This is a genomic window from Achromobacter piechaudii NBRC 102461 (assembly GCF_001571245.1).
GTDB lineage: Bacteria > Pseudomonadota > Gammaproteobacteria > Burkholderiales > Burkholderiaceae_B > Achromobacter > Achromobacter piechaudii.
On the sequence record NZ_BCTK01000005.1, the window covers coordinates 862301 to 875996 of the forward strand.

General features: G+C 64.1%; 15 protein-coding genes. 11 read left to right on the plus strand and 4 right to left on the minus strand.

Annotation, left to right across the window (positions count from 1 at the left end; translation table 11 throughout):
• The first annotated feature begins 88 nt into the window (after positions 1–88).
• The 10 genes from API01S_RS10585 (at position 89) to API01S_RS10630 (ending at position 9520) form a co-directional block, all read left to right on the plus strand.
• Positions 89–1120 carry an RluA family pseudouridine synthase gene (locus API01S_RS10585; RefSeq protein WP_082305940.1) on the plus strand — a complete coding sequence of 344 codons (1032 nt, stop codon included), beginning with the start codon at positions 89–91 and terminating at the stop codon, positions 1118–1120.
• Positions 1108–1872, plus strand: a complete 765-nt coding sequence (pgeF, locus tag API01S_RS10590; RefSeq protein ID WP_061304414.1) for a peptidoglycan editing factor PgeF — start codon at positions 1108–1110, stop codon at positions 1870–1872. Before API01S_RS10585 ends, pgeF begins: the two co-directional genes overlap by 13 nt.
• Positions 1873–1995: 123 nt before the next feature.
• The gene (locus API01S_RS10595; protein WP_039883974.1) at positions 1996–3630 is read left to right on the plus strand and encodes a PHA/PHB synthase family protein; all 1635 of its coding nucleotides are present in this window, start codon (positions 1996–1998) and stop codon (positions 3628–3630) included.
• Between the two features lie 77 nt (positions 3631–3707).
• A complete protein-coding gene (gene phbB / locus API01S_RS10600; protein WP_050727793.1) occupies positions 3708–4445 on the plus strand; it encodes an acetoacetyl-CoA reductase in 738 nt (245 codons plus the stop codon).
• A 121-nt stretch (positions 4446–4566) separates the two neighbouring features.
• Complete coding sequence (gene phaR / locus API01S_RS10605) at positions 4567–5133, plus strand: polyhydroxyalkanoate synthesis repressor PhaR (protein WP_006218172.1); 567 nt, start codon at positions 4567–4569, stop codon at positions 5131–5133.
• 231 nt (positions 5134–5364) lie between these two features.
• Positions 5365–5901, plus strand: a complete 537-nt coding sequence (locus API01S_RS10610) for an iron transporter (RefSeq protein ID WP_006218173.1) — start codon at positions 5365–5367, stop codon at positions 5899–5901.
• 2 nt (positions 5902–5903) lie between these two features.
• Complete coding sequence (locus API01S_RS10615) at positions 5904–6257, plus strand: cupredoxin domain-containing protein (protein WP_174544672.1); 354 nt, start codon at positions 5904–5906, stop codon at positions 6255–6257.
• Positions 6258–6270: 13 nt separating this feature from the next.
• Positions 6271–7122 (plus strand): FTR1 family iron permease, encoded by an 852-nt coding sequence (locus API01S_RS10620; RefSeq protein ID WP_006218175.1) that lies wholly within the window; start codon positions 6271–6273, stop codon positions 7120–7122.
• Positions 7123–7161: 39 nt separating this feature from the next.
• Positions 7162–8559, plus strand: a complete 1398-nt coding sequence (locus API01S_RS10625; RefSeq protein ID WP_061304417.1) for a 4Fe-4S binding protein — start codon at positions 7162–7164, stop codon at positions 8557–8559.
• A gap of 88 nt (positions 8560–8647) precedes the next feature.
• On the plus strand, positions 8648–9520 hold the full coding sequence (locus API01S_RS10630; protein ID WP_061304419.1) for a PhzF family phenazine biosynthesis protein: 873 nt from the start codon (positions 8648–8650) through the stop codon (positions 9518–9520).
• Between the two features lie 143 nt (positions 9521–9663).
• On the opposite strand, the gene API01S_RS10635 is transcribed toward API01S_RS10630, so the two are convergent.
• The 3 genes from API01S_RS10635 to API01S_RS10640 all read right to left on the minus strand — a co-directional run bounded on the left by API01S_RS10635 (position 9664) and on the right by API01S_RS10640 (position 10506).
• Positions 9664–9996, minus strand: a complete 333-nt coding sequence (locus API01S_RS10635) for a BON domain-containing protein (protein ID WP_006218178.1) — start codon at positions 9994–9996, stop codon at positions 9664–9666.
• A 100-nt stretch (positions 9997–10096) separates the two neighbouring features.
• Entirely contained in the window at positions 10097–10261 is a 165-nt protein-coding gene (locus API01S_RS28815; RefSeq protein ID WP_006218179.1) for a DUF1328 domain-containing protein, read from the minus strand.
• Between the two features lie 44 nt (positions 10262–10305).
• Complete coding sequence (locus tag API01S_RS10640; RefSeq protein ID WP_006218180.1) at positions 10306–10506, minus strand: CsbD family protein; 201 nt, start codon at positions 10504–10506, stop codon at positions 10306–10308.
• 379 nt (positions 10507–10885) lie between these two features.
• On the opposite strand from API01S_RS10640, the gene API01S_RS29515 reads away from it, so the two are divergent.
• Entirely contained in the window at positions 10886–11014 is a 129-nt protein-coding gene (locus API01S_RS29515) for a hypothetical protein (protein WP_006218181.1), read from the plus strand.
• 109 nt (positions 11015–11123) lie between these two features.
• Here the strand turns inward: API01S_RS29515 and cphA are convergent, their stop codons facing one another.
• Entirely contained in the window at positions 11124–13694 is a 2571-nt protein-coding gene (gene cphA / locus API01S_RS10645; RefSeq protein ID WP_006218182.1) for a cyanophycin synthetase, read from the minus strand.
• Between the last annotated feature and the right edge of the window lie 2 nt (positions 13695–13696).

The following is a 13696-nucleotide window of genomic DNA, read 5'->3' on the forward strand; positions in this document are numbered from 1 at the left end:
GCGGGGTTCGAGGGAGCTGCGGAGTGGTGAATCACGAGAATCGTATCCTTGGTGTTAGCATGGCAGGCTGATTATATGATTTGTCTCCATGTCCGATACAGCCGCCGGCACAGATCTCGTTTCCGACGACGAACTCCTGGGCCTTCCTGACGAAAACTCCGACGAAATCACCGAGGCAAACCCCGCCGAAAACCGGGGCGAACCGCAACGTGTAACGGTGCCTTCCAGTACCCGCGCCGACCGGCTGGACAAGGTGCTGGCCGGTTTGTTGCCCGACCATTCCCGCAGCCGGCTGCAAGGCTGGATCGAATCGGGCAACGTGCACGTCAACGGCGCGCCCGGCAAGATCCGGCAGACGGTAGGCCCCGGCGACGAGCTTCTGGTCTGGGCGCAGCCCGCGCCCGACGCGCGCGCCTTCACCCCCGAACCCGTCGAATTTACCGTGGTGGATGAAAGCGCCGACTGGATCGTCGTGAACAAACCTGCCGGTTTGGTCACGCACCCGGGCGCCGGCAACTGGAGCGGCACGCTGCTCAACGGCCTGCTGTATCGCTACCCGGAATTGGCGGCGGTGGCGCGGGCGGGCATCGTTCACAGGCTGGACAAAGACACCTCCGGACTCATGGTGGTGGCCCGCAACGAGAAGGCCCAGACGCATCTGGTGCGCCAATTGCAGGCGCGCAGCATGGGGCGCGAATATATCGCCCTGGCCCACGGCTGGCTGGCGGCCGCCGGCCGGGTCGACCGCGCGATCGGGCGCGATCCGCGCGTGCCGATACGCATGAGCGTCGAGCGCCCCGTGGCTCCCAAACCCGCCATCACCAACTATGCGCCTGCGCGGCGCGGCCAGGTGGATCCGGGCGGTCGGGTTACCGAAGTGGTGTGCCGCCTGGAAACGGGCCGCACCCACCAGATCCGCGTTCACATGGCCAGCCTGGGGCATCCGCTGCTGGCCGACACGATCTATGGCGGCAAGAACATCGCCGGCGCCACGCGCCAGATGCTGCATGCGCGGGCTCTGCATTTCGACGACCCGGGCGGCAGCGGCGACGTCCAATTTGCCGCCGAGGTCCCCGCCGACATGGCGCTAGTTCAGGAAACCATTGCATGGACCGCGTGATCGCCAACCTGCCTGTTGTCACCGGCCCGGCCTGGCCGGGCGTGTCGTACTTCTGCACGACGCGCGCCGGGGGCGTGGGTGTGGCGCCGCACGACACGCTGAACCTCGGGCGCCGTGCTGGCGACGACCCGGACACCGTCACTGAAAATCGCCGCCGAGTGCGCGCCGCCGTACCGGGCGAGCCGCTGTGGCTGCGCCAGGTCCATGGCAGCGAGGTCGTCGATGCCGACGTCGCCGACCTGCCCGACGAACCCGCCGTGGATGCGAGCGTCACGGCGCGACCGGGCCGCGTGCTGGCCATCATGGTGGCCGATTGCCTGCCGGTCGTCATCGCCGACGCCGATGGCCGGGTGCTGGGCGCGGCGCATGCCGGCTGGCGCGGCCTGGCGGGCGGCGTGCTGGAACATACCTTGGCGGCCATGCGCGCCAAGGCGCCCGAGGCCACCGGCTGGCGCGCCTGGGTGGGCCCCGGCATTGGCCCGCGCGAATTTGAAGTGGGCCAGGACGTGCTGGATGCCTTCACGGCGGACGACCCGGCCACGCGCCGGTTCTTCGAGCCCCGGCCGGGCCTGTCGGGCAAGTGGCTGGCGGACCTCGCCGGCTTGGCTGATTTCCGCCTGCGCCGCGCCGGGGTAAAAGAAGTGTCCCAGAGCGGCATGTGCACGGTCTCGGATCCGCAGCGCTTCTTTTCATACCGGCGCGATAAGGAAACCGGACGCATGGCGTTGCTGGCTTGGCTCGACCCGGTTTGATCTGGCGCAAGGGCCTCGCAGATGGCTTGAACCCGTGCCGCGAAACTCCTTGTATACCCGCATTGACAGTGGTGGACCCGGAATGCAACATCAATCGAGCAGTGTCGATAACAAGGTGTGGAAGTGAACGCCAATCTCTCCGCAGGACCCATTCCGGTGAGCGTGGCACCGGAAATCCTGGCCGACATTCAGGCCGAATTCTCTCGCGAGTGGCAGCGCCTTTGTGACGACGCCCGGCGCGGCGCGCTCGCGCCCCCCGCCGACCGCCGCTTTGCCGGCGATGCCTGGGCAAGCAACGGTTCGCATCTTCTGCTGGCGCATACCTACCTGCTGTCGGCACGGGCCATGCAGCGCATGGTCGATGCAGCGCAGGTCAGCGAACCCATGCGCGACCGGCTTCGTTTTTCCATCATGCAGTGGGTCGACGCGCTCTCGCCGTCGAACTTCCTTGCCCTGAACCCTGACGCCCAGCAATCCATCGTGGAAAGCGCGGGCCGCGCGCTGAACGAAGGGCTGGCCAACCTGCTGGGTGACGTCAAGAAAGGCCGCATCACCCAAACCGACGAAACGCAATTCGAGATCGGCCGCAACGTGGCCGTGACGCCCGGCGAGGTGGTGTTCGAGAACAGGCTGTTCCAGCTGATCCAGTACGCGCCCTCGACCGCCACGGTGTACGAGCGCCCGCTGGTGATCGTCCCGCCGAACATCAACAAGTTCTACATCCTGGATTTGCAGCCCGAAAACTCCTTCGTGCGCCATGCCGTGGGCGAGGGCTATACGGTGTTCCTGATTTCCTGGCGCAACCCGGTCGCCAGCGACAACGACGGCGTAGACCGCGCCACCTGGTCCGACTACCTTGACGACGCCGTGCTGCAAGCGCTGCGCGTGGCCAGCGACATCACCAAGCAACCCAAGGTCAACGCGCTGGGCTTTTGCGTGGGCGGCACGATGCTGGCCGCCGCGCTGGCGCTGGCCGAGGCGCGCGGCGAACAGCCGGTGGCGTCGTTGACCCTGCTGACCTCGTTGCTGGACTTTCACGACACCGGCATCCTGAACGTCTTTGTCGACGAAGCCCATGCGTTGTTGCGCGATCAACAATTGGGCAAGGGCGGGCTGATGCCCGGCCGCGACCTGGCCACCACGTTCTCGTTCCTGCGGCCCAACGAGCTGGTCTGGAACTACGTGGTCGGCAACTACCTGAAGGGCCAGAAGCCGCCCCCCTTCGATCTGCTGTTCTGGAATGGCGACAGCACGAATCTGCCGGGGCCGTTCTTTTCCTGGTACTTCCGCAATACCTACCTTGAGAACAATCTGAAGGTGCCGGGCCGCGCGCAGGCCGCCGGCCTGCCTCTGGATCTGACGCGCCTGACGATGCCGGCATATATCTTCGGGTCGCGCGAAGACCATATCGTGCCTTGGGTGTCGGCTTATGCTTCCACGCAACTGCTGCGCGGGCCGCAACGTTTCGTGCTGGGGGCCTCGGGCCACATTGCGGGCGTCGTCAATCCGCCTGCCAAGAAGCGCCGCAGCTACTGGGTCGCCGACGATTTGGGCAAGAAGGGGCACGACATGCCGGGCGATCCCAACGCCTGGTTCGCGCAAAGCACCGAGCACGCGGGCAGTTGGTGGCCGGACTGGACGGCCTGGCTGGCCGACCACTCGGGCAAGCAGGTCAAGGCACGAACAAAATTAGGCAATGCCAGGTACCAGCCGATCGAGCCGGCCCCTGGCAGGTATGTAAAGGTCCGGGCAGCCTGAAACCGCACGACGCGGTTTACCCCGGGACAAGAAGAAGTTAATCAACGAGGCGTCCGTCGCACACAGGAGGAAGTCCAATGAGCGGAAAACTGGCTTACGTAACAGGCGGGATGGGCGGTATCGGCACCTCTATTTGCCAGCGCTTGGCCAAGGATGGCTTTCGCGTCGTGGCAGGTTGCGGCCCCAGCCGCAACTACCAGCAATGGCTGGATGAGCAGGCTGCGCAGGGCTACACGTTCTATGCTTCGGTAGGCAACGTGTCCGATTGGGAATCCACGGTGAAGGCCTTCGAAAAGGTCACCGCGGACCTGGGCCCGGTCGACGTGCTGGTCAATAACGCGGGCATCACCCGCGATGGCCTGTTCCGCAAAATGAGCGCCGACGACTGGCGCGCGGTGATCGACACCAACCTGAACAGCCTGTTCAACGTGACCAAGCAGGTCATCGAAGGCATGGTTGAACGGCAGTGGGGCCGCATCATCAACATCAGCTCGGTGAACGGGCAGAAGGGCCAGTTCGGCCAGACCAACTATTCCACCGCCAAGGCCGGCATTCACGGCTTCACCATGGCGTTGGCGCAGGAAGTGGCCAGCAAGGGCGTCACGGTCAATACGATTTCGCCGGGCTACATCGGTACGGACATGGTTCGCGCCATTCGTCCCGAAGTCCTGGAAAAGATCGTGGCCACCATCCCCGTGCGCCGCCTGGGCACGCCGGAGGAAATCGCGTCCATGACGTCGTGGTTGGCGTCGGACGAATCCGGTTTTTCGACCGGCGCGGACTTCTCGCTCAACGGCGGCCTGCACATGGGCTGATGAAGGCTAGCGGGCTGCCCCCCGGCGGCTCAAGGCGCTGGAAGGCCTCGGGGAGAGGGCCTTCCGGCATTACACTCAACCTTATTCGAAGTCTAAGAGATCGCCCGATCCGGGGACACACATGACGCAAGCACAAACCGGCGCCAGCCTGCGCCTGATTAAAAAATACCCCAACCGTCGCCTATACGACACCCGGACCAGCACCTACATCACTCTGGCAGATGTCAAGCAACTGGTTCTGGCCAATGAAGAATTCCAGGTGGTCGACGCCAAGAGCGGCGAAGATCTGACCCGCAGCATCCTTTTGCAGATCATTCTGGAAGAGGAAAGCGGCGGCATGCCCATGTTCTCGTCGAACATGCTGTCGCAGATCATCCGTTTTTACGGGCACGCCATGCAGGGCATCATGGGTTCTTACCTTGAGAAGAACATCCAGGCCTTCATGGAAATCCAGACGCGCATGGCGGAACAGTCCAAGGGGCTGTACGGCAGCCAGTTCGGTCCGGAAGCCTGGACGCAGTTCATGAACGTGCAAACGCCCATGCTGCAAAACATGATGAACAACTACATCGACCAGAGCAAAAACCTGTTCGTGCAGATGCAGGATCAAATGCAGGACCAGACGCGCGCCATGTTTTCGACGTTCCCGTTCACGCCCGGCAGCACGCCGGGCCAGGGCCGCAAGTAAGCGCCAAGAGGCAAGGGCGCTTCCCACGCCTTTGCTCTGACAGCAGCCGGTGCGGCGTTGCCCCGCCGGCTTTTTTGTGGACGCTTCTTTCGTTGAGGTTGCGCAATGAACTGATGCATTCCGACCCTCTGGGTTCAGGGATATGTCAGTTTTTTTCGATACATTAATGCAAACGGTTCTTGTTTATGTTTCTAGAGCCGATTTCTCATTTGTGTCTCAAGGATTAAGCACATGATCAAGAAAGCCTTGGCGCTGGCCATTGTCGCCCTGAGCGTGTCGGCCGCCAACGCAGCCGAATACCCCATCGGCAAGCCGGTTGAGAAGGGTGGCATGGAAATTGGCGCGGTCTACCTGCAGCCGATCGAAATGGACCCGCCCGGGATGATGCGCCCCGCCAAGGATTCCGATGTCCACCTTGAGGCCGACATCCACGCCACCGCTGGCAACAAGACGGGCTTTCCGGAAGGCGAGTGGGTGCCTTACCTGGTCGTGAATTTTGAGATCCAGAAGGTCGGCAGCCAGAACGTGCAGAAAGGCACCTTCATGCCGATGGTCGCCAACGACGGGCCGCACTATGGCGACAACGTCAAGCTGGAAGGCCCGGGCAAGTACAAGCTGAAGTATTCGATCCTGCCGCCGTCCGAGAACAAGATGGCGCACTTCGGCCGTCACGTCGACAAGGAAACCGGTGTGGGTCCGTGGTTCGAACCCTTTGAACTGGAATACGAATTCGTCTATGCCGGCACTGGCAAGAAGGGCGGATATTGATCGTGCGCCGCCTGCTTCGCGTTGTTGCCGCCGCGCTGATCGGCCTGGCCGGCTTTGCCGGCACGGCGCCCGCGCAGGCGGATGAATTGCCCACGTTCACCTTGCGCTTCAAACCGGACGGAACGTTCGAGCCGGCCACGCTGGAAGTGCCGGCCGGCCGTTTCAAGATTGAACTCATCAATGAAAGCAACGAGCCGGTGGAATTCGAGAGCATTCCCCTGCGCAAGGAAAAAGTGCTGGGGCCGGGGGTGAAATCCTTCGTCGTCATCACCATTTCCCGTCCCGGCGAGTATCCCTTCTTTGATGACTTTCACCAAAGCGTGAAAGGCACCCTGGTCGTCAAGCCCAAGGAATAAGCGGTAGCTATAAATGGAACAGGTCCTCTTTATCGTTTGGCGTGAAAGCGTCGAAGCCATGCTGGTGGTGGGCATTTTGTACACCTGGCTGCGCGCGACGCCCGAAGGCAAGCGCGGGCTCAATTACCTCTGGGGCGGCGTGGCGGCGGGCCTGGCATTGGCCGTCGCGTTGGCCCTGGTACTGCTGGGTGTGTCGACCTGGCTCAGTGACGAAGGCCAGGAATGGTTCCAGGCCATCATGTCGCTGGCGGCGTGCGCGCTGGTCGTGCAGATGGTCGTGTGGATGAAAAAGCATGGCCGCACCTTGAAGGGCGAACTGGAAAGCGGCGCGCGCAGTTCCATCGCCAACGACAACTGGTGGGGCTTGTTCGTGCTGGTGGCTATCGCCGTGGCACGCGAAGGCAGCGAGACCGTGGTGTTCCTGTATGGCACCGTCTCGGCCGGCGAGGGCGGCGGCGACATGTTCAAGCTTGCCCTGGCGGGCGTCGCCGGTTTTGCCGTTGCCTTGCTGACTTTCTGGCTGCTGCAACTGGGCGGCAAGCTGATTACCTGGCGGCGCTTTTTCCGCGTGACCGAAATCCTGCTGTTGCTGCTGGCCGGATCGCTGCTGGTGGGCGGCCTGGATCATCTGATTTCGCTGGACGTTTTGCCCACGATCATCGACCCCGTCTGGGACAGCTCGTGGCTGTTGAGCGACAGCACCGGCGTGGGTAAGATCCTGGCGGACTTTGCTGGCTACCGCGCCCTGCCAGCCCTGATCTCGGTGCTCTTGTGGGTGGCTTATTGGATCGTGGTCTGGGCGTTGCTGCGCTGGGTAGGCGGCAAGCCTGCCCGGGCGCCGGCGCCGGTGGGCAACGCATCCTGATTCCGACGTGATGCCGGACTGAACATTGAAGGTTTGACCATGGCAGCTGTACTCGGGAGGGTGACCTCCCGGATCGCCGATTTTCTCCGTGACCATGCCCCGCTGTTGCGCAAGCTGCAGTGGGGCATTGTTGCGATATACGCGTTCTTGTTGATCGTGCCCGCGATCCTGCCCTTGCCGGGCAATGCGGCCTCGGTCTTCAACAACCTGACCATCGTGGCGCAGTTCGCCTTCTGGGGCGTCTGGTGGCCCTTCGTGCTGATCTCGATGCCGATTCTGGGCCGCGCCTGGTGTGGCTGGCTTTGCCCGGAAGGCATGCTGACCGAATGGGCCAGCGAGCGCGGACAGGGGCGCGCCATTCCTAAATGGATGCGCTGGGGCGGCTGGCCGTTCGTGGCCTTTGCGTTGACGACGGTGTACGGCCAACTGGTCAGCGTGTATCAATACCCGCTGGCCGTGCTGGCCGTGCTGGGCGGCTCGACCGTCGCGGCCATGATCGTCGGCTGGCGCTATGGCCGCAGCAAGCGCGTGTGGTGCAAATACCTGTGCCCGGTCAATGGCGTGTTCAACCTGCTGGCCAAGCTGGCGCCGTGGCACTTCAAGGTCGACGAAGAAAAGTGGCGCCACCCGGTCATCCGGATCGAGCCCATCAACTGTGCGCCGCTGGTTCCGCTGCGCCACATGAAGGGCGCGGGCGATTGCCACGTTTGCGGCCGGTGCAGCGGCTATCGCGGCGCCATCGCGCTGACGCCGCGTTCGCCCGAAGAAGAGATCGTGCACGTCGCCGACGGCGACGCGTGGCAGACGGCCTTGCTGTGCTTCGGCTTGATGGGCATCGCCATCGGCGCATTCCTCTGGAGCGCCAGCCCGTGGTATGTGACGGCCAAGCAGTGGGCAGCGACGTGGCTGGTCGAGCATGACATCATGTGGCCGTTGATGGACAACGCGCCCTGGTACATCCTGACGCATTACCCCGACGTCAATGACAGCTTCTCGTGGCTGGACGGCGCGGGCATCCTGATGTTCGTCATCGGCGCGACCGTGATCGTGGGCGGCGCCAGCTTTCTGTCGCTGTGGTTGGCCGACCGTCTGGCGCCCGCGGCGTCGCCGGTCAATGCTCCGGCGGCCCGCTGGATCCGTCCGGGCGTGCACAAGCTGGCGCAGGCGCTGATTCCGTCCGCGGGCATCGGCGTGTTCCTCGGCCTGTCAGCCACCACCATCAATCTGCTCAAGCATGAAGGCGTGCAAGCCGCCTGGGCCGGCCCGGTGCGTTTCACGCTGTTGACGCTGGCCGTGCTGTGGACCTTGCGCCTGTTCGCGCGGCTGCTGTCGCCGCGCCCCGTCAGCGTCACGCGCAAGCTTGCCGCGTGGATCGTGCTGGCTGCAGGCCTGGCGCCGTTCTGCATGGCCTGGGTGTATTTCTTTGCAATCTGGTAAGCGATAGGCGATGGATCGCGGCGCGGCGCTGCGATAAAGTGGGAAGCCCTGCCGGGATCTCCGGCGCCTTCCCGCCTTGATGTCCTTCATGAGCTCCTACGCCTTTCGCCTGCTTAACGTATTCGCCTCGACCACTTTCGGCGGCAACCAGCTTTGCGTGTTTGAAGACGCGCGCGGCATGGACGACGCCACGATGCTGAATCTCGCGGCGCAATTCAATCTTTCCGAAACCACGTTCATCCTGCCTTCCGACAAGGCCGATGCACGCGTGCGCATCTTCACGCCGGGCTACGAAATGAAGTTCGCCGGCCATCCCACGATCGGCACCTCGCAAGTCGTGCGCGATCTGCGTCGCACCGGCGACGCCTTGACCCTGGAATTCGCGGCGGGCGTCGTGCCCGTTCAAGCCCAGGCAGATGCCTGGACCTTCACCGCGCCGTGCCCCGGCGGCGTGCGCACGGCGGCTCCGGAAATGGATCGCGCGGACATCGCGGCCTTGGTGGGATTGACGTCCGACGATCTGGCGGACGAGCCGATCTGGGTGGATACCGGCGCCGACCAGCTGCTCGTGCCCTTGGCCAGCGTGGACGCCGTCCGCCGCGCCGCGCCCGACTCGTCCCGGTTAAGCCGCTGGCAGGCCAGCAGCCTGGGGCGCAAAACCATGTACCTGTTTGCGTTCGACGAAGGCCGCGTCCACGACGCGCGCCAAGTCGTGGTGGCGCGCTATTTCTTTGCGAAGGCGGGCGGTGGCGTGGACGAAGATGCCGGCACGGGTTCGGCCTGCGCCAATCTGGGTGGCTGGCTGATCCACAAGAAGCGGGCGTTGCCGGCCAGCATCCTGGTCGAACAGGGCGATCAGATGGGCAGGCCGTGCCGGCTGCTGTTGGATGTGCATGACGATGGCCGCATCCAGGTGGGCGGCCGTGCCCTGGAGATCGGCCGGGGCGTCGTCAACCTCTGAGTTGGGGCGGTGGCAGGCCTGAGCATCGTCGGTCTCTGAGCGTTGGCGTGCATGCCGACCGCGCCACCCATAAAAAAAACGGCGCCTGTGTCACCACAGGCGCCGCCTTTCTCTCTAGGCCTCGGTATGGAACGGGGCCGTCCTTACTTCTTGGTCGGGTCGACCTTGATGTTGTTCTTCACCTGCTTGACCCCTTCAACGCCACGGGTGACGGTAGCGGCATGATCGGCTTCTGCCGCCGTGCCCACGGTACCGGTCAGCGTCGCGACGCCGTTGTTGGTTTCCACGGCGATGTCCAACGCGCTCAGTTGCTTGTCGGCAACGTAGGCGGCCTTGATCTTGGTCGTTACGGTCGCATCGGAGGCGTATTCGCCCACGGATTGCTTGGGCTTGCCATCATCCGCTGCGAAAGCCATGGAAGTGAAGACAGCGCCAGTTCCCAGTGCGGCGGCGGCGATCAGCTTGCGAAATTCCATAGTCGTGCTCCTTATTAGTATGGTCTGCCGCGTCAGGTGTCGGCGCGGCAGGCAATCAAATCAAATTTCTAGATGAGGGTATGCGTTCTATCGGCGTGTTCTATTTTTTTCGCAGCGCGCCGCTCAAGATGGACAAGAGCGCCAGCACCAGGAAGACGAAGAACAGGATCTTGGCGATACCCGCGGCCCCGGCGGCAATGCCACCAAAGCCGAGAACCGCCGCGATGATCGCGATGACGAAGAAAACTACGGCGTAATGCAACATGTCAGCTTCTCCTGTGAGTTCGACCGATCAAGGCGGGGGCGGATTCAGGGATTGCGGTCGAAGAAATCCCGGACTTCCTTTTGCGCTTCATCCTTGGTCTTGCCATACCGCTCCTGGATCAGGCCAGCCAGACGTTCGGCGTTGCCTTCCGTGCGGGTCAGTTCGTCATCGGTGAGCTCACCCCAGGCGGCTTTGGCCTTGCCAGTCAGTTGCTTCCACTTGCCGGCGATGATGTCGTTATTCATGGTGACCTCTCTTCTTATCTTCGTGCGTTGCAGGGCTTATGGCCTATAAGTGCCTGCTGTCGCGGTTGACTTGAACGCTGATCAGCTAGCCCCTAACGTACGAGCGCTCCCCAGGGGCTGTCAAACGCCGCTGTGGGTAAATGTAACAGCGCGATGGCCCATTCCAGATAGGCTTTCCGCCCGAAGAAACGCGAACCGGCGCGCTCGGCAGGAGTTACATTCCGGCAATGTCTTGTCCCCTTTTGAGCGGGGCTAGTAACGGAAGATGCGACGTTTTCGGGGTGTTTTTGCGTGTTCTTCTGCGCTGGTCGACGTCTGTCGCGCCCGGTATAGTCGTGCGGGACCACAAGCGATTCATCAACGAAGAGGAAGAGCACGCATGACGCAACGACTTTGCAGCGCTATCTTGCTGACGCTGGCCGCCCTGGCGGCGGTGGGATGCACGCACGTCACGGACCGTTATCAAGCGGCTGTGCCTGCTGTTGTGGCGCAGGCCCCGAGCACCTGATCGCGCAAGGCGAGGGCGGCCGGCCGCTCGCTTGCCCAATGCAAACGGGGCGCTTGCGCGCCCCGTTATTCGTTTGCGGCGGGCGTGTCGCCCCGCCGCGCGCCAGACATCAGGACTGGGCGATGCGCTCGGCGATATGCGCCAGCGCCTCTTCCACCTGGTCCACCAGGATCAGGCAAAGATCACCGGCTTGCAGTCGCGCCAAGGCGGTATCGATGGCCAGGAATTCACCATGGATTTCCTCGATGTGCTGGGTGCGCGGCGCACCGACCAGGCCTTCCTGCAGCAGCGCCAGCACCTCGCCGTCGGCGCGACCGCGCTGGCATTGGTCCTGGTACAGCAGCACGTCATCGAAGGCAGCGCCCAGGATCTCCGTCTGCATGCGGATGTCTTCATCGCGGCGGTCGCCCGCCCCGCTGATCACGACCGAACGGCGCTTGGCCGGCATGGCGTCCACCGCGCGCACCAGCGCCAGGATGGCGTCCGGGTTGTGACCGTAGTCGGCGATGACCGTGGCGCCTCGGTAGTCGAACACATTGAAGCGGCCCGGCGCCGTCTGCGCGTCGTTCACGAAGGTGGCCAGCCCACGGCGCACCACCTCCCAGTCCAGGTTCAACGCCCACGCCGCCGCAATCGACGCCATGGCGTTCTCGACCTGGAAGGTGATCGTGCCATTGCGGGTCAACGGAATGTCGGCCAGCGGGAAGCGGATTTCTTCCGCGCCCTGTGCCGCCACGATCGCATCGCCATCGCGGTACACCGACCGCAGGCCTTGCGCGCGGTGCGTGGCCAGTACCGGGTGGTTGCGGTCTTCGGCGAAGTAGGTGATCGAGCCGGGGCAACTGGCGGCCATCTCGGCAACGATGGGGTCGGCGGCATTCAGCACCGCCGTGCCGGACGGATGCACGTGCTGCACGATGACGCGCTTGACCACGGCCAGGTCTTCAACGGTGCTGATGTAGCCCAGGCCCAGGTGGTCGCCCATGCCGATGTTGGTGACGATGGCCACGTTGCACCGGTCAAACGCCAGGCCCTCGCGCAAGATGCCGCCGCGCGCGGTTTCGAAGACGGCGGCGTCCACGTCCGGGTGCATCAGCACGCTGCGGGCGCTGCGCGGGCCGCTGCAATCGCCCGTGTCGATGCGCAGGTTGTCGATATACACGCCGTCGGAATTCGTCATGCCGACGCGGTTGCCGGCAGCGCCCAGCAGGTGAGCCGTCAGGCGCACCGTCGTGGTCTTGCCGTTTGTACCGGCCACGGCCACCACCGGAATGCGGCCGTCGTCGCCGTCCGCGTACATGTTGGCGATGATGGCTTCGCCCACCGGGCGGCCTTTGCCGAACGAAGGGTTCAAGTGCATGCGCAGGCCGGGCGCGGCGTTCACTTCGACCACGCCGCCGTGCTGCTCTTCCAGGGGATAGAGCACGCTTTCGGCCACGACGTCCACGCCGCAGATATCCAGCCCGATCATCCGGGCGGCCGACACGGCGCGCGCCGCCATCTCGGGATGCACTTCATCGGTCACGTCGGTGGCCGATCCCCCCGTGCTGAGGTTGGCGTTGTTGCGCAGGAAGATGAGGGTGCCGGGAGGCGGGACGGAATCCGCGTCGAAGCCCTGCTTTTGCAGCGTGGCCAGCGCGATGTCGTCAAAGCGGATCTTGGTGAGCGAGGTGGCGTGGCCGTCCCCGCGCAAGGGGTCCGCGTTGACCTGATCGACCAGTTCGCGGATGGTGTGCTGCCCATCGCCCGTCACTTGCGGCGGATCGCGGCGCGATGCCGCGACCAGCGCGCCACCCACCACCAGCAGGCGGAAGTCGTGGCCGGGAATGTAGCGTTCAACGATGACTTCCGAGCTGACTTCCTCGGCAACTTCAAAGGCCTGGATGACGCGTTCGCGCGTTTCGATGTTGACGGCCACGCCCCGGCCCTGGCTGCCATCGCGGGGCTTGACGACCACGGGGCCGCCCAGCTCCTGCGCGGCTTCCCAGGCCTCTTCGGCCGTGGTCACGGAACGGCCCATCGGCACCGGCACGCCGGCGGCGTCCAGCAGCATCTTGGTCAGGTCCTTGTCCTGGGCGATCGATTCCGAGATGGCGCTGGTCAGGTCGGTTTCGGCGGCCTGGATGCGGCGCTGCTTGCTGCCCCATCCGAACTGCACCATGCTGCCTTGCGTCAGGCGGCGATAGGGAATGTTGCGCGCGACGGCGGCGTTCACGATGGAACCGGTGCTGGGTCCCAGGCGCACATCTTCGTCCAGCTCGCGCAGGCGCTTGAGCGCATCGGGCAGGTCGAACGGCGTGTCGTCCAGCGCGGAGCGCACCAGTTGCTGCGCCAGTTCCATGGCCAGCAAGCCGACTTCTTCTTCGCTGTACTCGACCACGACTTGGAAGACGCCTGGTTCGACGGTGGACGAAGCGCGCCCGAACGTCACGGGGCAGCCGGCGTGTGCCTGCATCGTCAGCGCGACCATCTGCAACACGTGCGCGATCGATACCGCGCCTTGATGGCCTTCCGGCCGCATCAGGCCCATTTGCGGGAGCCGCGCGCGCAGACGGGCTTCGAACTCGGGCAGGTTATCGATGGAGCATTCGGCGTCGGCGCACGAAACGATGGCCTCGATCGCCGTGTTCTTGCTCCACAGATTGGGGCCGCGCAGGGCACGGATACGGGAAACTTCCATGG

Excerpts from the sequence above, each read along its gene's own strand:
- API01S_RS10640 (WP_006218180.1), bottom strand. The coding sequence starts at position 10,506 with ATGAATAACGACATCATCGCCGGCAAGTGGAAGCAACTGACTGGCAAG.
- phbB (WP_050727793.1), top strand. The coding sequence starts at position 3,708 with ATGAGCGGAAAACTGGCTTACGTAACAGGCGGGATGGGCGGTATCGGC.
- cphA (WP_006218182.1), bottom strand. The coding sequence starts at position 13,694 with ATGGAAGTTTCCCGTATCCGTGCCCTGCGCGGCCCCAATCTGTGGAGC.
- API01S_RS10630 (WP_061304419.1), top strand. The coding sequence starts at position 8,648 with ATGAGCTCCTACGCCTTTCGCCTGCTTAACGTATTCGCCTCGACCACT.
- API01S_RS10620 (WP_006218175.1), top strand. The coding sequence starts at position 6,271 with ATGGAACAGGTCCTCTTTATCGTTTGGCGTGAAAGCGTCGAAGCCATG.
- API01S_RS10610 (WP_006218173.1), top strand. The coding sequence starts at position 5,365 with ATGATCAAGAAAGCCTTGGCGCTGGCCATTGTCGCCCTGAGCGTGTCG.
- API01S_RS10635 (WP_006218178.1), bottom strand. The coding sequence starts at position 9,996 with ATGGAATTTCGCAAGCTGATCGCCGCCGCCGCACTGGGAACTGGCGCT.
- API01S_RS10625 (WP_061304417.1), top strand. The coding sequence starts at position 7,162 with ATGGCAGCTGTACTCGGGAGGGTGACCTCCCGGATCGCCGATTTTCTC.
- phaR (WP_006218172.1), top strand. The coding sequence starts at position 4,567 with ATGACGCAAGCACAAACCGGCGCCAGCCTGCGCCTGATTAAAAAATAC.
- API01S_RS28815 (WP_006218179.1), bottom strand. The coding sequence starts at position 10,261 with ATGTTGCATTACGCCGTAGTTTTCTTCGTCATCGCGATCATCGCGGCG.
- pgeF (WP_061304414.1), top strand. The coding sequence starts at position 1,108 with ATGGACCGCGTGATCGCCAACCTGCCTGTTGTCACCGGCCCGGCCTGG.
- API01S_RS10585 (WP_082305940.1), top strand. The coding sequence starts at position 89 with ATGTCCGATACAGCCGCCGGCACAGATCTCGTTTCCGACGACGAACTC.
- API01S_RS29515 (WP_006218181.1), top strand. The coding sequence starts at position 10,886 with ATGACGCAACGACTTTGCAGCGCTATCTTGCTGACGCTGGCCGCCCTG.